This is a genomic window from Rhizobium sullae, assembly GCF_900169785.1.
Lineage (GTDB): Bacteria > Pseudomonadota > Alphaproteobacteria > Rhizobiales > Rhizobiaceae > Rhizobium > Rhizobium sullae.
In genome coordinates this window covers 1-15,175 of sequence record NZ_FWER01000016.1, presented here as the reverse complement: position 1 = coordinate 15,175, position 15,175 = coordinate 1, and the positions used below count along the sequence as shown (strand labels likewise).

27 protein-coding genes are annotated in these 15,175 nt (G+C 59.5%); all 27 read right to left on the bottom strand.

The window, feature by feature from the left end; genetic code table 11:
• Positions 1–33: 33 nt before the first annotated feature.
• Complete coding sequence (locus tag BN1800_RS16065) at positions 34–1,044, bottom strand: DNA-directed RNA polymerase subunit alpha (protein ID WP_027509274.1); 1,011 nt, start codon at positions 1,042–1,044, stop codon at positions 34–36.
• 103 nt (positions 1,045–1,147) lie between these two features.
• Positions 1,148–1,537 (bottom strand): 30S ribosomal protein S11, encoded by a 390-nt coding sequence (gene rpsK / locus BN1800_RS16060; protein ID WP_022718372.1) that lies wholly within the window; start codon positions 1,535–1,537, stop codon positions 1,148–1,150.
• Between the two features lie 127 nt (positions 1,538–1,664).
• Positions 1,665–2,033: a 30S ribosomal protein S13 gene (rpsM, locus tag BN1800_RS16055; RefSeq protein WP_022718373.1), complete on the bottom strand. Its 369-nt coding sequence runs from the start codon at positions 2,031–2,033 to the stop codon at positions 1,665–1,667.
• A 226-nt stretch (positions 2,034–2,259) separates the two neighbouring features.
• Complete coding sequence (locus BN1800_RS16050) at positions 2,260–2,910, bottom strand: adenylate kinase (protein WP_086999346.1); 651 nt, start codon at positions 2,908–2,910, stop codon at positions 2,260–2,262.
• Positions 2,907–4,247, bottom strand: coding sequence for a preprotein translocase subunit SecY (gene secY / locus BN1800_RS16045; RefSeq protein WP_086999344.1), 1,341 nt, complete (start codon positions 4,245–4,247; stop codon positions 2,907–2,909). Before secY ends, BN1800_RS16050 begins: the two co-directional genes overlap by 4 nt.
• A 235-nt stretch (positions 4,248–4,482) precedes the next feature.
• Entirely contained in the window at positions 4,483–4,956 is a 474-nt protein-coding gene (gene rplO, locus BN1800_RS16040) for a 50S ribosomal protein L15 (protein WP_027509271.1), read from the bottom strand.
• A gap of 16 nt (positions 4,957–4,972) precedes the next feature.
• Entirely contained in the window at positions 4,973–5,182 is a 210-nt protein-coding gene (gene rpmD / locus BN1800_RS16035) for a 50S ribosomal protein L30 (protein WP_022718377.1), read from the bottom strand.
• A gap of 14 nt (positions 5,183–5,196) precedes the next feature.
• The gene (rpsE, locus tag BN1800_RS16030) at positions 5,197–5,766 is read right to left on the bottom strand and encodes a 30S ribosomal protein S5 (RefSeq protein ID WP_027509270.1); all 570 of its coding nucleotides are present in this window, start codon (positions 5,764–5,766) and stop codon (positions 5,197–5,199) included.
• Positions 5,767–5,897: 131 nt separating this feature from the next.
• Complete coding sequence (gene rplR / locus BN1800_RS16025) at positions 5,898–6,260, bottom strand: 50S ribosomal protein L18 (RefSeq protein WP_027509269.1); 363 nt, start codon at positions 6,258–6,260, stop codon at positions 5,898–5,900.
• Positions 6,261–6,272: 12 nt separating this feature from the next.
• Positions 6,273–6,806 (bottom strand): 50S ribosomal protein L6, encoded by a 534-nt coding sequence (gene rplF, locus BN1800_RS16020; protein WP_027509268.1) that lies wholly within the window; start codon positions 6,804–6,806, stop codon positions 6,273–6,275.
• Between the two features lie 42 nt (positions 6,807–6,848).
• A complete protein-coding gene (gene rpsH, locus BN1800_RS16015; protein ID WP_022718381.1) occupies positions 6,849–7,247 on the bottom strand; it encodes a 30S ribosomal protein S8 in 399 nt (132 codons plus the stop codon).
• A gap of 12 nt (positions 7,248–7,259) precedes the next feature.
• Positions 7,260–7,565: a 30S ribosomal protein S14 gene (rpsN, locus tag BN1800_RS16010; RefSeq protein WP_027509267.1), complete on the bottom strand. Its 306-nt coding sequence runs from the start codon at positions 7,563–7,565 to the stop codon at positions 7,260–7,262.
• Positions 7,566–7,597: 32 nt separating this feature from the next.
• Complete coding sequence (gene rplE, locus BN1800_RS16005; RefSeq protein WP_086999341.1) at positions 7,598–8,155, bottom strand: 50S ribosomal protein L5; 558 nt, start codon at positions 8,153–8,155, stop codon at positions 7,598–7,600.
• Complete coding sequence (gene rplX, locus BN1800_RS16000) at positions 8,148–8,456, bottom strand: 50S ribosomal protein L24 (protein WP_027509265.1); 309 nt, start codon at positions 8,454–8,456, stop codon at positions 8,148–8,150. The genes rplE and rplX overlap by 8 nt, the downstream gene beginning before the upstream one ends.
• 12 nt (positions 8,457–8,468) lie before the next feature.
• On the bottom strand, positions 8,469–8,837 hold the full coding sequence (gene rplN / locus BN1800_RS15995; protein WP_027509264.1) for a 50S ribosomal protein L14: 369 nt from the start codon (positions 8,835–8,837) through the stop codon (positions 8,469–8,471).
• A gap of 264 nt (positions 8,838–9,101) precedes the next feature.
• Complete coding sequence (rpsQ, locus tag BN1800_RS15990; protein ID WP_003547557.1) at positions 9,102–9,341, bottom strand: 30S ribosomal protein S17; 240 nt, start codon at positions 9,339–9,341, stop codon at positions 9,102–9,104.
• Positions 9,342–9,353: 12 nt separating this feature from the next.
• Positions 9,354–9,554 carry a 50S ribosomal protein L29 gene (gene rpmC, locus BN1800_RS15985; protein WP_022718385.1) on the bottom strand — a complete coding sequence of 67 codons (201 nt, stop codon included), beginning with the start codon at positions 9,552–9,554 and terminating at the stop codon, positions 9,354–9,356.
• Between the two features lie 10 nt (positions 9,555–9,564).
• Entirely contained in the window at positions 9,565–9,978 is a 414-nt protein-coding gene (gene rplP, locus BN1800_RS15980) for a 50S ribosomal protein L16 (RefSeq protein ID WP_022718386.1), read from the bottom strand.
• Between the two features lie 36 nt (positions 9,979–10,014).
• On the bottom strand, positions 10,015–10,734 hold the full coding sequence (gene rpsC / locus BN1800_RS15975) for a 30S ribosomal protein S3 (protein WP_027509263.1): 720 nt from the start codon (positions 10,732–10,734) through the stop codon (positions 10,015–10,017).
• The gene (gene rplV, locus BN1800_RS15970; protein ID WP_027509262.1) at positions 10,734–11,123 is read right to left on the bottom strand and encodes a 50S ribosomal protein L22; all 390 of its coding nucleotides are present in this window, start codon (positions 11,121–11,123) and stop codon (positions 10,734–10,736) included. The genes rpsC and rplV overlap by 1 nt, the downstream gene beginning before the upstream one ends.
• 2 nt (positions 11,124–11,125) lie before the next feature.
• Positions 11,126–11,404 (bottom strand): 30S ribosomal protein S19, encoded by a 279-nt coding sequence (gene rpsS, locus BN1800_RS15965; protein WP_007531666.1) that lies wholly within the window; start codon positions 11,402–11,404, stop codon positions 11,126–11,128.
• A 15-nt stretch (positions 11,405–11,419) separates the two neighbouring features.
• A complete protein-coding gene (gene rplB / locus BN1800_RS15960; RefSeq protein ID WP_027509261.1) occupies positions 11,420–12,256 on the bottom strand; it encodes a 50S ribosomal protein L2 in 837 nt (278 codons plus the stop codon).
• Between the two features lie 11 nt (positions 12,257–12,267).
• A complete protein-coding gene (locus BN1800_RS15955) occupies positions 12,268–12,561 on the bottom strand; it encodes a 50S ribosomal protein L23 (protein ID WP_027509260.1) in 294 nt (97 codons plus the stop codon).
• Positions 12,558–13,178, bottom strand: a complete 621-nt coding sequence (gene rplD / locus BN1800_RS15950) for a 50S ribosomal protein L4 (protein WP_027509259.1) — start codon at positions 13,176–13,178, stop codon at positions 12,558–12,560. The genes BN1800_RS15955 and rplD overlap by 4 nt, the downstream gene beginning before the upstream one ends.
• Positions 13,179–13,191: 13 nt before the next feature.
• Complete coding sequence (gene rplC / locus BN1800_RS15945; protein WP_027509258.1) at positions 13,192–13,833, bottom strand: 50S ribosomal protein L3; 642 nt, start codon at positions 13,831–13,833, stop codon at positions 13,192–13,194.
• Between the two features lie 34 nt (positions 13,834–13,867).
• Positions 13,868–14,176, bottom strand: coding sequence for a 30S ribosomal protein S10 (rpsJ, locus tag BN1800_RS15940; RefSeq protein ID WP_003547547.1), 309 nt, complete (start codon positions 14,174–14,176; stop codon positions 13,868–13,870).
• A 260-nt stretch (positions 14,177–14,436) separates the two neighbouring features.
• On the bottom strand, positions 14,437–15,175 hold a 739-nt coding region (locus BN1800_RS15935; protein WP_244564524.1), incomplete at its 5' end, for an EF-Tu C-terminal domain-related protein.

The following is a 15,175-nucleotide window of genomic DNA, read 5'->3' as shown; positions in this document are numbered from 1 at the left end:
ACATGCAGGCATCTCGCCCGCCGTTTGATGGTGTTAGTACTGGTCTTCATACCGCTTGGCGAGATCTTCGATGTTCTCGGGCGGCCATGCCGGCACTTCCATGCCGAGGTGCAGCCCCATGGAAGCGAGAACTTCCTTGATTTCGTTCAGCGACTTGCGACCAAAATTCGGCGTGCGGAGCATTTCTGCTTCGGTCTTCTGAATGAGGTCGCCGATGTAGACGATGTTGTCGTTCTTTAGGCAGTTTGCCGAGCGGACCGACAGTTCGAGTTCGTCTACCTTCTTGAGGAGCGCCGGGTTGAAAGCGAGTTCGGTGACTGCTTCTTCTTCGGTTTCCTTCTGCGGCTCGTCGAAGTTGACGAACACGCCAAGCTGGTCCTGGAGGATGCGAGCCGCAAAAGCGACCGCATCTTCGCCGGTAATCGAGCCATCGGTTTCGATGGTCATCGACAGCTTGTCGTAGTCGAGAACCTGTCCTTCGCGGGTATTTTCAACCTTGTAGGACACCTTCTTGACCGGCGAATAGAGGCTGTCGACGGGGATGAGACCGATCGGAGCATCTTCCGCACGGTTGCGTTCGGCCGGAACGTAGCCCTTGCCGTTGTTGACGGTGAATTCCATGCGGATTTCGGCGCCCTCATCGAGCGTGCAAATCACATGCTCGGGGTTGAGGATTTCAATATCGCCGACCGTCTGGATGTCGCCAGCCGTCACAACGCCCGGGCCCTGCTTGCGGACGACCATGCGCTTTGCGTCATCGCCATCCATCTTGATGGCGATTTCCTTGATGTTGAGCACGATATCCGTCACGTCTTCGCGGACGCCCGGAATCGAGGAGAATTCGTGCAGCACGCCGTCGATCTGCACGGCCGTCACAGCGGCACCACGCAGCGACGAGAGCAGAACGCGGCGAAGCGCGTTGCCGAGAGTCAGGCCGAAACCGCGCTCCAGCGGCTCTGCAACGAGCGTCGCCTTGATGCGCGAGCTCGAAGCGAACTCGACCTTGTTCGGCTTGATCAATTCCTGCCAGTTCTTCTGAATCATTGTTTTGCCTTCCGTTCGTTGCCACCATCCAATCGTGGCAACCGAGCTTGAGAAGCACCGGGAGCGTCAACAAAACGCTCACCGGTGTTGTGAGTGGCGATGATCAGACGCGGCGCTTCTTGCGCGGGCGGCAGCCATTGTGCGGGATCGGCGTCACGTCGCGGATGGACGTGATCATGAAACCGGCAGCCTGGAGCGCGCGCAGAGCCGATTCACGGCCAGAACCCGGACCGCAAACTTCGACTTCCAGCGACTTCATGCCATGTTCCTGCGCCTTCTTGGCAGCATCTTCAGCAGCGATCTGGGCCGCGAACGGGGTCGACTTGCGTGAACCCTTGAAGCCCTTGGCACCAGCGGAGGACCAGGCGATCGCGTTGCCCTGCGCGTCAGTGATGGTGATCATCGTGTTGTTGAAGGTCGAGTTGACGTGAGCCACACCCGACGAGATGTTTTTACGTTCGCGACGGCGAACGCGGACGGCTTCCTTGGCCATTGTATCCCTTTCCTGGATATCTTCACCGCCGTAATGCCAGCGGCTACACCTTCGAGCCAATAGGATTTAGGCAGTAGGCAATAGGGACTCCCCTCATGCCTGCTGCCTATTGCCTACTGCCTCAAAATTACTTCTTCTTACCAGCGATCGCCTTTGCCGGGCCCTTGCGGGTGCGGGCATTGGTGTGCGTGCGCTGACCGCGAACCGGCAGGCCGCGGCGATGACGCAGGCCGCGGTAGCAGCCGAGGTCCATCAGGCGCTTGATGTTCATCGAGGTTTCGCGACGAAGATCACCTTCGACCTGATAGTCGCGGTCGATCGTTTCGCGGATCTGAAGAACTTCAGCGTCCGTGAGCTGGTGCACGCGGCGATCAGCCGGGATGCCGACCTTCTCGACGATTTCCTGTGCGAATTTCGAACCGATCCCGTGAATGTAGGTCAGCGCGATAACGACGCGCTTCGCAGTCGGGATGTTGACGCCAGCGATACGTGCCACGCCTATTCTCCTTGAGTTCCAGTTGCCATCCGGCAAGAGGGCTTCGATTATGCCGCCCTCCGAAGGGCCGCTCGTGCAAATTTGGGTTCGTAACATGTCAAAACGACCGAACCCGGACTTCCTTGGGAAATCCGCGCCGATCGCATTGAATGTCGCGAGTTGGCGCGGTGTTTAGCGGAATCAGCGCCGAATGGCAACTGGTCCCGCCAAGTTTATTTTCAAAGCTTTACAGCTTCGAAAGAATGGCTTCGATCTCGCGCGTGACGTGATCCATATCGGCCATACCATCCACGCTCTTGAGCTTCCCCTTGGCGTGGTAATAGCCGATCAACGGCGAGGTTTCCTTGTAGTAGACCTGAAGCCGCGCCGTCATCGTCTCCGGATTATCGTCCGGCCGGCGCTTGAAATGCGTCGAACCGCACTTGTCGCAGACGCCTTCGCTGGCCGGAGCCTTGTCGTTGTCGTGGTACACGCTGCCGCACTGCGCGCATGAATAGCGCCCTGCAACACGGCGAATGAGCTCGTCATCGTCGACCTTCAACTCGATGACGACGGACAGGTCGAGACCCTTTGCGCGAAGCATCGCTTCAGTGGCGTCCGCCTGGACCAGCGTCCGGGGAAAGCCGTCGAGGATGAAGCCTTTCGCACAGTCCGGCTGGTCGATGCGTTCGGAGACGATGGCATTGACGACTTCGTCAGGAACCAGTTTGCCCGCCTTCATCAAGGCATCTGCGCGTTTGCCGACCTCGGTTCCGGCGTGAACGGCTGCACGAAGCATATCACCCGTGGAAAGTTGCGGAATGCCGTACTTTTCCACGATCCGCTGGGCCTGGGTTCCCTTGCCCGCACCCGGCGGCCCCAAAAGTATGAGTCTCATCGCCCCCTCTTTCCTCCACGCAACTTCGATTTCTTGATCAGGCCTTCGTACTGCTGTGCGATCAGATGACCCTGGATCTGAGCCACCGTATCAAGAGTTACGCTAACCACGATCAAAAGCGAAGTACCACCAAGGGCTAATGGGATGCCAGTTTGCGACACCAGGATCTCAGGCAGGATGCAGACGAAGACGAGATAGATCGCGCCGATGACCGTGATGCGGGTCAGGACGAAATCGATATACTCGGCGGTGCGCTCGCCCGGACGAATGCCGGGGATGAAGCCGCCGTGCTTCTTCAGGTTATCGGCCGTGTCCTTCGGATTGAAGACGATGGCCGTGTAGAAGAACGCGAAGAAGGCGATCAATGCCGCATAGAGCAGCATGTAGAGCGGCTGGCCATGGCCGAGCGCTGCAACGATCGTGGTTGCCCAGGACGGGAGGGACGTCGTATTGGCAAAGCCCGCCACGGTTGCCGGCAGAAGCAGCAGCGACGAAGCGAAGATTGCCGGAATGACGCCGGAGGTGTTGAGCTTCAGCGGCAGGTGCGACGTATCGCCCTGGAACATGCGGTTGCCCACCTGACGCTTCGGATACTGGATCAGCAGCCGGCGCTGGGCACGTTCAACGAAGACGATGACGGCGATAACGGCGATTGCGATCAGGATGACCGCGAGAATCAGCGACGTCGAAAGCGCGCCGGTGCGGCCGAGCTCGAGGGTACCGGCAAGCGCGCTCGGAAGGCCGGCGGCGATGCCCGCGAAGATGATCAGCGAAATGCCGTTGCCGATGCCGCGCGAGGTGATCTGCTCGCCGAGCCACATCAGGAACATCGTGCCGCCGAGCAGCGTGATGACGGTGGAAACGCGGAAGAACCAGCCCGGATCGACCACGAGGCCGCTGCCGCTTTCAAGGCCGACCGCGATGCCGTAGGCCTGCAGCGCGCCGAGCAGCACCGTTCCGTAGCGGGTGTACTGGTTGATGATCTTGCGGCCCTGTTCGCCTTCCTTCTTCAGGTTTTCGAGCGCCGGCACGACCGAGGTCATCAGCTGCACGATAATGGAGGCGGAGATATAGGGCATGATGCCGAGCGCGAAGATCGCCATGCGCTCGACGGCGCCGCCCGAAAACATGTTGAAGAGGCCGAGAATGCCGCCTGCCTGGCCGCGGAAGGCCTGGGCATAGGCTTCGGGATTCAGGCCCGGAAGCGGAATGTGCGTACCAAGGCGATAGACGAGGAGAGCTGCCAGCGTGAACCACAGGCGCTTCTTGAGATCCTCGGCTTTGGCGAAGGTCGAGAAATTAAGGTTGGAAGCCAACTGTTCCGCTGCAGACGCCATGCGATTCTCCGCGCTACCAATTCGGGCGCTTCGAGCGAGTGCCGGACCCGGAATCGGTATTCAAATTATTCACAACCGGGCTTCGGACGGATTGCTGGCGCAACCTATGCCTCACCCTTGATTTCGTCGAAACCGGCACGCTGCTGTGTGCAACGATGCTGATTCTTGTGAGGCCCACATATGGGAGCAAAATCGCCCGGTGTGAAGCCACCCCGGGCGACATATCATAAGATTATTATTCTGCCGCTGCGGCAGAAAGAAGCGTGATCGAACCGCCGGCCTTTTCGATCTTCTCGACGGCAGGCTTGGAAGCGCCTGCGACTTCGAGCTTGATCTTTGCCTTCAGCTCACCGTCGCCGAGAACGCGAACACCGTCCTTGGCGCGGCGGATCACACCGGCCGCCTTGAGGGCAGCGGCGTCGACAGTCGCCTTGGCGTCTAGCTTGCCGGCGTCGATCGCAGCCTGGATGCGTGCAAGCGAGACGACGGCGAAGTCGTCCTTGAAGATGTTCGTGAAGCCGCGCTTCGGCAGACGGCGGTAGATTGGCATCTGGCCGCCTTCGAAACCGTTGATGGCGACGCCGGAACGGGACTTCTGACCCTTCACACCGCGACCACCGGTCTTGCCGGAGCCCGAACCGATACCGCGGCCGAGGCGCTTACGGCTATGGGTCGAACCTTCGTTATCTTTGATTTCATTGAGTTTCATGATGATAACCTCCGTCTCACTTCTCGTCGACGACGCGAACGAGATGCTGGACAGCACGGATCATGCCGCGAACGGAAGGCGTATCTTCCAGGGTGCGGGTCCGGTGCATCTTGTTGAGGCCGAGGCCGATCAGCGTCTGACGCTGTACAGCCGGCCGGCGAATCGGGCTGCCGATCTGCTCGACGGTAACCGTCTTCGCTTCGGTCTTCTTGGTAGCCTTAGCCATGGGTCAGACTCCTCTTATTCTTCAGAGGCGTTGCCGGAGGCGGCACGGCGAGCCTGAAGCGTAGCATACTTGATGCCGCGCTGAGCTGCGATGTCCTTCGGGTGAACCTGGTGCTTCAGGGCGTCGAAGGTTGCGCGAACCATGTTGTACGGGTTCGAGGAACCGGTCGACTTGGCGACAACGTCGTGAACGCCGAGCGTTTCGAAAACGGCGCGCATCGGACCGCCGGCGATGATACCGGTACCGACCTTGGCCGAGCGCAGCAGAACCTTGCCGGCGCCATGGCGGCCATGGACGTCGTGATGCAGCGTGCGGCCTTCACGCAGGGGAACGAAGATCAGCTCGCGCTTGGCGGCTTCTGTTGCCTTGCGGATGGCTTCCGGCACTTCGCGTGCCTTGCCGTGACCGAAGCCTACGCGGCCCTTCTGGTCACCGACGACGACGAGAGCGGCAAAACCGAAACGGCGGCCGCCCTTGACGACTTTGGCGACGCGATTGATCGCGACAAGCTTGTCGACGAATTCGCTGTCGCGCTCTTCGCGGCTCTGGCGATCGTCGCGAGAGCCCCTTCTTTCCTGTGCCATTGTCCTCTTCCTTTTTCTTTTCCGGGTGCAATCGGCAAACAAAACGAGGACCGCATCGGCCTCCCCTGCGGGAGCGTTTGCGGTCCGGTGAAAATCCGGCCGCCGTCAAAGACGTGCGGCCGGAAATCTCTTTAGAAGGTCAGACCGCCTTCGCGGGCTGCATCTGCCAGAGCCTTGATGCGGCCGTGATAGATGAAGGCGCCACGATCGAATACGACTTCGTTGACGCCGGCCTTGGAGGCGCGCTCTGCAACGAGCTTGCCGACGAGGGCAGCTGCTGCGGTGTCGGCACCGGTCTTCAGAGAACCGCGCAGATCCTTGTCGAGCGTGGAGGCAGACGCGAGCGTCTTGCCGGCCACATCATCGATGACCTGAGCGTAGATGTTCTTCGAGGAGCGATGAACCGACAGGCGCGGACGGCCATTGGCCACCGACTTGATTTGACGGCGCACGCGGTTGGCACGACGTGCAAGTGCTTCTTTCCTGCTAGCCATTTCGCGTGATCCTTACTTCTTCTTGCCTTCTTTGCGGACGATACGCTCGTCAGCATACTTCACGCCCTTGCCCTTGTAGGGCTCGGGGCCGCGGTATTCGCGGATTTCCGCTGCAACCTGGCCGACCTGCTGCTTGTTGATGCCCGTGACGACGATTTCCGTCGGCTTCGGAACAGCGATCGAGATACCGACCGGCGGCTCATAGACCACGTCGTGGCTGAAGCCGAGAGCCAGCTGCAGGTTCTTGCCCTGCAAGGATGCACGGTAACCGACGCCGTTGATTTCGAGCTTGCGCTCGTAACCGTCCTTGACGCCCTTGAAGATGTTCTCGATCATCGTGCGGGACATACCCCACTTTGCGCGAGCATCCTTGGTCTGGTTGAGCGGCGTGACCACGACCGCATTATCTTCGAGCTTTACGCCGACTTCGTCGTTTGCGACGAAGAACAGCTCGCCCTTCGGGCCCTTTGCAGTAACCTTCTGGCCATCGACCGTAGCCGTGATCCCAGCAGGTACCTGAACGGGCTTCTTACCGATACGAGACATGTTTCAATCCTGTCTGTTCGCTATGGAGATCCCTGCCCTGTCTTAGAAGACAGAGCAAAGAACCTCGCCACCAACGTTCTGTTCGCGAGCCTGGTGATCGGCCATCACACCCTTCGGGGTCGAAAGGATGGTGATGCCGAGGCCGTTCGCAACCTGCGGAATGGACTTGACCGAGACATAAACCCGGCGGCCCGGCTTGGACACACGGCCGATCTCACGGATCACCGATGTGCCTTCGTAGTACTTCAGCTCGATGCTGAGTTCCGACTTGCCATTGCCGAAATCGACAACGGAATAGCCACGGATGTAGCCTTCGGACTGCAGAACATCAAGAACGCGTGCACGGAGCTTGGACGCAGGCGTCGAAACCGACGACTTGCGGCGGGAAGCGCCGTTGCGGATGCGAGTGAGCATATCGCCCAACGGATCAGTCATTGTCATCTAACCTGCTCCTTACCAGCTCGACTTGACGATGCCCGGCACCTTGCCGAGATTGCCCAGTTCACGCAGCGCGATACGCGACATGCGCAGTTTGCGGTAGTACGCGCGCGGGCGGCCCGATACTTCGCAACGGTTGCGAATTCGGGTCTTTGATCCATCGCGCGGCAGGGATGCCAGCTTGATCGAGGCCTTGAACCGCTCGTCGATCGGAAGAGACTGGTTCATGATGATCGCCTTCAGGGCTGCGCGCTTGGCAGCCTGATTTGCGACCGTAGTACGGCGGCGCTTGTTCTTTTCAACTGCGCTTGTCTTCGCCATGTCAGGTTCCTTTTCTACGCTCGTCGTTACGGTTACTGACGGAACGGGAAGTTGAACTCTGTCAGCAGAGCCCGCGCTTCGTCGTCCTTCGTTGCCGTCGTGCAAACGATGATGTCCATGCCCCACATCTGATCAACCTTGTCGTAGTTGATCTCAGGGAACACAATGTGTTCCTTGATGCCCATGGCGAAGTTGCCACGGCCGTCAAAGCTCTTCGGGTTCAGGCCGCGGAAGTCGCGAACGCGCGGAAGCGCGATGTTCACGAGACGGTCCAGGAACTCGTACATGCGGGCGCCGCGCAGGGTAACCTTGGCGCCGATCGGCATCTGCTCGCGGACCTTGAAGCCAGCGATGGAGTTGCGTGCACGGGTGATGACCGCCTTCTGGCCAGCGATCGCTGCCAGGTCGGCTGCGGCAACCGTCGGCTTCTTCGAATCAGCCGTGGCTTCGCCAATACCCATGTTGATTACGATCTTGTCGAGCTTCGGGATCTGCATCTCATTGGCGTAGGAGAACTTCTCCTGCATCGCCTTGCGAATGCGCTCGATATATTCCTTCTTGAGCCGCGGCTCGTATTTTGCCTCAGCCATCGATCACATCTCCAGAACGCTTGGCCACACGGACCTTCTTGCCGTCAACGACCTTGAAACCGACGCGAGTCGGCTTGCCGTCCTTGTCGACGATTGCAACGTTTGACAGGTGAACCGAGGCTTCCTTGCTGATGATGCCGGCTTCCTGCGACTGCGTCTGGCGCTGATGGCGCTTGACGACGTTGACGCCACGGACGACCGCGCGATCTTCCTTCGGAAGAACCTGAAGGACTTCGCCGGTACGGCCCTTGTCCTTGCCTGCGAGCATGACGACCTTGTCGCCTTTACGAATCTTCTGCATCGTTCCCGCTCCTTACAGTACTTCGGGAGCCAGCGAGATGATCTTCATGTGGTTCTTGGCGCGAAGTTCGCGCGGAACCGGTCCGAAGATACGGGTGCCGATCGGCTCTTTCTTGTTGTCGATGAGGACTGCTGCATTCGTGTCGAAGCGGATGACACTGCCATCTACGCGACGGATTTCCTTGGCGGTACGAACAACCACCGCCTTCATCACGTCACCCTTCTTCACGCGGCCGCGCGGGATCGCTTCCTTGATCGAAACGACGATGACGTCGCCGATCGAGGCATACTTGCGCTTTGAGCCGCCCAGCACCTTGATGCACATGACACGACGCGCGCCGGAATTATCCGCGACGTCGAGGTTTGTTTGCATCTGAATCATATCAGGTCGCCTTCTTGTTTTACCGGAATGGTTGGGCTTTCGCCCCCTACCCCGGCTCATGAAAATTGTCAGCCCACCGAACCCGCCTCAAGGACGGGTACAGACACGGCAATAGCTTGAATAGCGCGGGAAAGATCGTGCCAAGGTGGTTTCCCGACGGGACCTTCCATGCGCTCAAAGCAAAAGAACGCCCGGCATTCGAGCGTTCTGACGCTGCTTCATACAGAAATTTCAGCGAGACGCAAGGCCTCGCACAAAATTCTGTTACTTGCCCTGGGCGGAAATGACCGTCCAGCGCTTGTCCTTGGAGATCGGTGCGCATTCCTCGATGGATACGGTATCGCCGATCTTGTACTGGTTGTTTTCGTCGTGGGCCTTGTACTTCTTGGAACGACGAACGGTCTTCTGAAGCAGCGGGTGAGCGAAACGGCGCTCAACACGAACTACGACAGTCTTCTCGTTCTTGTCGCCAACGACAACGCCCTGCAGAATGCGCTTCGGCATGTTCTTTTTCCTTTACGCCTTTGCTTCTGCCGCCTTCTGGCGGGCAATGGTTTTCACGCGGGCGATGTCCTTGCGGACTTCGTTGATGCGCGAGGACTTTTCGAGCTGACCGGTTGCCTTCTGGAAGCGCAGGTTGAACTGCTCCTTCTTGAGGTTGGCGAGCTTGTCCTTGAGCTGATCGGCCGTGAGGCCGCGGACTTCTTCGGCTTTCATCTGCCTCTCCTTACTCTGCAATGCGCTGAACGAAACGCGTCTTGACCGAGAGTTTGGCCGAGCCGAGACGAAGCGCCTCGCGGGCGATTTCTTCGGTGACGCCGTCGATCTCGAACATCATTCGGCCAGGCTTGACCTTGCATGCCCAATATTCGACGGAGCCCTTACCCTTACCCATGCGGACTTCGGTCGGCTTTGCGGTTACCGGAACGTCCGGGAACACGCGGATCCATACACGGCCGGCGCGCTTCATGTAGCGCGTGATCGCGCGGCGGGCCGCTTCGATTTCACGTGCGTTGACGCGGTTGGGCTCCTGAGCCTTCAGGCCGAATTCACCGAAGGCGAGGTCGGAACCACCCTTGGCGACGCCCTTGATGCGGCCCTTGAATTGCTTGCGGTACTTGGTACGCTTTGGCTGCAACATTTTCTTATTCTCCGAACTTATCTGCCACCAACGCTATTAAGCGTTGTCGCGGCGACGATCGCGGTCACGGCTTGCCGGACCCTGAGCGTCACCCTCGAGTGCGCGGCGCTCGGAGGCCATCGGATCGTGCTCAAGGATTTCGCCCTTGAAGATCCAGACCTTGATGCCGCAGATGCCGAATGCGGTTTCGGCTTCAGCCGTACCGTAGTCGATGTCCGCACGCAGGGTGTGCAGCGGAACGCGGCCTTCGCGGTACCATTCGGTACGAGCGATTTCCGCACCGCCGAGACGGCCTGCGCAGGTGATCCTGATGCCTTCGGCGCCAAGACGCATTGCAGACTGAACAGCACGCTTCATGGCGCGGCGGAAGGCCACGCGGCGTTCCAGCTGCTGGGCGATCGACTGGGCGACGAGCGTCGCGTCGACTTCCGGCTTGCGCACTTCGACGATGTTGAGGTGCGTTTCCGAGTTCGTCATGTCCGACAGCTTCTTGCGGAGCTTGTCGATGTCTGCACCCTTCTTGCCGATGATCAGACCCGGACGAGCCGAGTGGATCGTGACGCGGCACTTCTTGTGCGGACGCTCGATGACGACCTTTGCAATACCAGCCTGCTTCAGTTCGCTCATGACGAACTTACGCATCTTCAGGTCTTCGTGCAGCAGCTGACCGTATTCGGCATTGTCCGCGAACCAGCGGCTATCCCAGGTACGGTTGATGCCAAGACGGAAACCGATTGGATTGATTTTCTGACCCATTATGCGGCCTCCTCTTGTGCCTGCACTTCGCGGACGACTATCGTCAGGTGCGCGAACGGCTTCTCGATGCGAGATGCACGGCCGCGGCCACGAGCGTGGAAGCGCTTCATGACGATCGACTTGCCGACATAGGCTTCCGCCACGACCAGCGAGTCAACGTCGAGATCATGGTTGTTCTCGGCGTTGGCGATCGCAGATTCGAGCGTCTTCCTGACGGCGCCTGCGATGCGCTTGCGGGAGAATTCCAGCTCAGCGAGTGCACGGTCAACCTTCTTGCCGCGGATGGTCGCAGCAACCAGGTTGAGCTTCTGTGGGCTGACGCGGAGCGTGCGGGCGACTGCTTGCGCCTCGTTGTCCTTCAGCCGGCGTTCGGCTTTTGCCTTGCCCATTGTTACTTCCTCTTTGCCTTCTTGTCCGCACCGTGACCGTAATAGGTCCGGGTCGGAGAGAATTCACCGAATTTGTGGCCGACCATGTCTTCATTGACGCTGACCGGAACATGCTTGCTGCCGTTGTAGACGCCGAAGGTGAGACCGACGAACTGCGGCAGGATCGTGGAGCGACGGCTCCAGATCTTGATTACTTCTGCACGTCCGCCTTCACGAACCTTCTCAGCCTTCTTGAGAAGATAGCCGTCAACGAACGGACCTTTCCATACTGAACGAGCCATTGGAGACTTCCTCTCTTACTTCTTACGCTGATGACGCGAGCGCATGATCATCTTGTCGGTCGACTTGTTCGACCGGGTACGCTTGCCCTTGGTCGGCTTGCCCCACGGGCTAACCGGATGACGACCACCCGACGTGCGGCCTTCACCACCGCCGTGCGGATGGTCGACAGGGTTCATCACGACACCGCGGTTATGCGGACGCTTGCCGCGCCAGACAGTACGACCGGCCTTGCCATCATTGATGTTGCCGTGGTCCGGGTTCGAAACCGCACCAATCGACGCCAGGCAGCTGCCGTGCACGAGGCGCTGTTCGCCGGAGTTGAGGCGAAGGATAGCCATGCCAGCGTCGCGGCCGACGAGCTGTGCGTAACCGCCAGCCGAACGTGCGATCTGACCGCCCTTGCCCGGCTTCATTTCCACGTTGTGGATGATGGAGCCGACCGGGATGAACTGCAGCGGCATGGTGTTGCCGGGCTTCACGTCGACAGCCTTCTCCGAAGCGATAACCTTGTCGCCGGCAGCAAGGCGCTGCGGAGCGAGGATATAGGCCTTTTCGCCGTCGGCGTAGGTGACGAGCGCGATGAACGCGGTGCGGTTCGGGTCGTATTCGATACGCTCGACGGTGCCTTCGACGTCGAACTTGCGACGCTTGAAGTCGACAAGACGATACGTACGCTTGTGACCGCCGCCGATGAAGCGGGCCGTGATGCGGCCGAGGTTGTTACGACCGCCGCTTTTCGTCAGGCCTTCCGTCAGCGCCTTGACCGGCTTGCCCTTGTAGAGCGAGGAGCGATCGACGATGACCAGCTGGCGCTGGCTCGGGGTTGTAGGATTGAATGTTTTCAATGCCATTTTCTTATTCCTCAGAGACCGGTGGAGACGTCGATCGTCTGGCCTTCAGCCAGAGTGACGACAGCCTTCTTCACGTCCTTCTGCTTGCCGACAAAACCTTTGAAACGCTTGGTCTTGCCCTTGCGGAGCAGAGTGTTGACGGCCGTGACTTTGACGCCGAAGAGCGCCTCGACTGCAGCCTTGATTTCCGGCTTCGTGGCCGCCTTGGCGACATTGAAAACAACCTGGTTGTTTTCCGATACCAGCGTGGACTTTTCGGTGATCGCCGGCGAGACGATCACATCATAGTGGCGAAGATCGGTCACTTGAATCGCTCCTCTAGCGCTTCAACGGCTGCCTTGGAAAGCACGAGCTTGCCGCGGCGCACGATGTCGTAAACGTTGATGCCCTGGATCGGCAGAACATCGATGTTCGGGATGTTCTTTGCTGCAAGCTTGAAGTTGCCATCAAGTTCAGCGCCGCCGATGAAGAGCGCATTGGTCAGGCCCAGCGTCTCGAAAACGGAGGCGAGAGCCTTGGTCTTTGCTTCAGCAGCGACTAGGTTGTCGATGACGATGACATCATCGGACTTCAGTTTTGCCGACAGAGCGAGACGCAGGCCGAGAGCGCGAACCTTCTTCGGAAGGTCGTGTTCGTGGCTGCGAACAACCGGGCCGTGAGCCTTGCCACCGCCGCGGAACTGCGGAGCGCGAGCTGAATGGTGACGAGCGCGGCCCGTACCCTTCTGCTTGTACATCTTGGCGCCGGTGCGCCAGACTTCGGCGCGGCCCTTGGTCTTGTGCGTGCCCTGCTGCTTCTTGGCAAGCTGCCAGCGGATAACGCGGGCGAGAATGTCTTCGCGGGGCTCGAGGCCGAAAATCGCATCAGAAAGAGAAACCTTCCCTGCGTCTTTTCCCTCGAGGGTCTTGACGTTGAATTCCATTGGTCCGGCTCCCTTACTTCGCTGCCGACTTGACGGCATCGCGCACGATGATCCAGGCACCCTTGGAACCGGGTACTGCACCCTTGATCAGGATCAGACCGCGATCTTCATCGGTCGAAACCACTTCCAGGTTCTGAGTCGTTACGCGCGTCTGGCCCATGTGACCAGCCATCTTCTTGTTCTTGAAAACCTTGCCCGGATCCTGGCGCGAACCCGTCGAACCATGCGAGCGGTGCGAAACGGACACACCGTGCGTGGCGCGCAGACCGCCGAAGCCGTGGCGCTTCATGGCGCCGGCAAAACCCTTACCGATGGTCGTACCCGTCACGTCGACGAGCTGACCTGCAGCGAAGTGACCAGCCTTGATCTCCGTGCCGACTTCCAGCAGGTTGTCTTCCGTCACGCGGAATTCAGCAAGCTTGGCCTTCGGCTCGACGTTGGCAACGGCAAAGTTGCCGCGCATCGCCTTGGACGTGTTTTTAACCTTCGCCTGGCCAGCACCGAGCTGAACTGCGGTATAGCCATTCTTTTCGACGGTGCGCGTAGAAACGACCTGGCAGCCTTCCATACGCAATACCGTTACCGGGACATGCTCGCCGGCGTCGTTGTAGACGCGGGTCATTCCCACCTTCTGTGCAATCACACCTGAACGCATCGGTTCAATCCTTCCAAATCCGCTCGAGCCAGGCTCAGAGCTTGATCTCAACATCGACACCGGCGGCGAGATCGAGCTTCATCAGCGCGTCTACCGTCTGCGGGGTCGGGTCTACGATGTCGAGGAGGCGCTTATGCGTGCGCATCTCGAACTGCTCGCGGCTCTTCTTGTCGATGTGCGGGGACCGGTTGACCGTAAACTTCTCGATGCGGGTCGGAAGCGGAACGGGGCCCCGGACACTTGCGCCGGTGCGCTTCGCCGTCGACACAATCTCGCGCGTGGAGGCATCGAGAATTCGGTGATCGAACGCCTTCAGGCGAATGCGGATATTTTGGCCGTTCATTCGACGTTATCCTTGTCTTTGTTACTCCGCGTGCCAGCAAAACGGCACGGGCTGTTCTTCTTTTGCTAAGGCGGACCACCGGTTTCAAAGATCGAAGGGGACACCGAAACGACGTCCCTTTCCAGTCTCCGGGCCTTTTGGCCCACCTTATCTGTTCATTGCCTGCCTCGAAGCCGAAGCAGAAGCAAATCGCGCTCGCGCGCCATTTGCTACATTTTTATGTCATAAGCAAGCGGCCCTGAGGCCGCTTGCTTAAAAGATTACTCGACGATGCTGGCGACGATGCCGGCGCCGACGGTGCGGCCGCCTTCGCGGATGGCAAAGCGCAGCTTTTCTTCCATGGCGATCGGCACGATCAGCTCGACGTCAACCGTGACGTTGTCGCCCGGCATCACCATTTCCGTGCCTTCCGGCAGCGTCACGATGCCCGTCACGTCCGTCGTGCGGAAGTAGAACTGCGGGCGGTAGTTCGTGAAGAACGGCGTATGACGGCCGCCTTCTTCCTTCGTCAGGATGTAGGCTTCGGCCTTGAACTTCTTGTGCGGCTTCACCGAACCCGGCTTGCACAGAATCTGGCCGCGCTCGACGCCGTCACGGTTCACGCCGCGGATCAGCGCGCCGATGTTGTCGCCGGCCTGGCCCTGGTCGAGCAGCTTGCGGAACATTTCAACGCCGGTCACCGTCGTCTTCGAGGTCGGGCGGATGCCGACGATTTCGACTTCCTCGCCAACCTTGACGATGCCGCGCTCGACGCGACCGGTGACGACCGTGCCGCGGCCCGAGATCGAGAACACGTCTTCGATCGGCATCAGGAACGGCTGGTCGATCGGACGCTCCGGCGTCNTGCCGCGGCCCGAGATCGAGAACACGTCTTCGATCGGCATCAGGAACGGCTGGTCGATCGGACGCTCCGGCGTCGGGATGTAGGCGTCGACCTGGGCCATCAGCTCGCGGATCGCGTCTTCGCCGATCGTCTTGTCGGAATCTTCAAGTGCGGCC

What these genes read in the sequence shown, in the direction of transcription:
- rpsK (WP_022718372.1), bottom strand. Translation starts at nt 1,537, where the DNA reads ATGGCCAAGGAAGCCGTCCGCGTTCGCCGTCGCGAACGTAAAAACATC.
- rpsQ (WP_003547557.1), bottom strand. Translation starts at nt 9,341, where the DNA reads ATGCCGAAGCGCATTCTGCAGGGCGTTGTCGTTGGCGACAAGAACGAG.
- rpsE (WP_027509270.1), bottom strand. Translation starts at nt 5,766, where the DNA reads ATGGCACAGGAAAGAAGGGGCTCTCGCGACGATCGCCAGAGCCGCGAA.
- rpmC (WP_022718385.1), bottom strand. Translation starts at nt 9,554, where the DNA reads ATGAAAGCCGAAGAAGTCCGCGGCCTCACGGCCGATCAGCTCAAGGAC.
- rplR (WP_027509269.1), bottom strand. Translation starts at nt 6,260, where the DNA reads ATGGCTAGCAGGAAAGAAGCACTTGCACGTCGTGCCAACCGCGTGCGC.
- rplN (WP_027509264.1), bottom strand. Translation starts at nt 8,837, where the DNA reads ATGATTCAGATGCAAACAAACCTCGACGTCGCGGATAATTCCGGCGCG.
- rpsN (WP_027509267.1), bottom strand. Translation starts at nt 7,565, where the DNA reads ATGGCGAAGACAAGCGCAGTTGAAAAGAACAAGCGCCGCCGTACTACG.
- secY (WP_086999344.1), bottom strand. Translation starts at nt 4,247, where the DNA reads ATGGCGTCTGCAGCGGAACAGTTGGCTTCCAACCTTAATTTCTCGACC.
- rplE (WP_086999341.1), bottom strand. Translation starts at nt 8,155, where the DNA reads ATGGCTGAGGCAAAATACGAGCCGCGGCTCAAGAAGGAATATATCGAG.
- rplC (WP_027509258.1), bottom strand. Translation starts at nt 13,833, where the DNA reads ATGCGTTCAGGTGTGATTGCACAGAAGGTGGGAATGACCCGCGTCTAC.
- BN1800_RS16050 (WP_086999346.1), bottom strand. Translation starts at nt 2,910, where the DNA reads ATGAGACTCATACTTTTGGGGCCGCCGGGTGCGGGCAAGGGAACCCAG.
- rpsH (WP_022718381.1), bottom strand. Translation starts at nt 7,247, where the DNA reads ATGACAATGACTGATCCGTTGGGCGATATGCTCACTCGCATCCGCAAC.
- rpsC (WP_027509263.1), bottom strand. Translation starts at nt 10,734, where the DNA reads ATGGGTCAGAAAATCAATCCAATCGGTTTCCGTCTTGGCATCAACCGT.
- rplF (WP_027509268.1), bottom strand. Translation starts at nt 6,806, where the DNA reads ATGTCTCGTATCGGTAAGAAGCCCGTTCAGGTACCTGCTGGGATCACG.
- rplP (WP_022718386.1), bottom strand. Translation starts at nt 9,978, where the DNA reads ATGTTGCAGCCAAAGCGTACCAAGTACCGCAAGCAATTCAAGGGCCGC.
- rpmD (WP_022718377.1), bottom strand. Translation starts at nt 5,182, where the DNA reads ATGGCTAAGGCTACCAAGAAGACCGAAGCGAAGACGGTTACCGTCGAG.
- rpsJ (WP_003547547.1), bottom strand. Translation starts at nt 14,176, where the DNA reads ATGAACGGCCAAAATATCCGCATTCGCCTGAAGGCGTTCGATCACCGA.
- rplD (WP_027509259.1), bottom strand. Translation starts at nt 13,178, where the DNA reads ATGGAATTCAACGTCAAGACCCTCGAGGGAAAAGACGCAGGGAAGGTT.
- rpsS (WP_007531666.1), bottom strand. Translation starts at nt 11,404, where the DNA reads ATGGCTCGTTCAGTATGGAAAGGTCCGTTCGTTGACGGCTATCTTCTC.
- rplB (WP_027509261.1), bottom strand. Translation starts at nt 12,256, where the DNA reads ATGGCATTGAAAACATTCAATCCTACAACCCCGAGCCAGCGCCAGCTG.
- BN1800_RS16065 (WP_027509274.1), bottom strand. Translation starts at nt 1,044, where the DNA reads ATGATTCAGAAGAACTGGCAGGAATTGATCAAGCCGAACAAGGTCGAG.
- rplV (WP_027509262.1), bottom strand. Translation starts at nt 11,123, where the DNA reads ATGGGCAAGGCAAAAGCCGAACGCCGGCTGAAGGACAACGAGGCGCAA.
- rplX (WP_027509265.1), bottom strand. Translation starts at nt 8,456, where the DNA reads ATGCAGAAGATTCGTAAAGGCGACAAGGTCGTCATGCTCGCAGGCAAG.
- rplO (WP_027509271.1), bottom strand. Translation starts at nt 4,956, where the DNA reads ATGAAACTCAATGAAATCAAAGATAACGAAGGTTCGACCCATAGCCGT.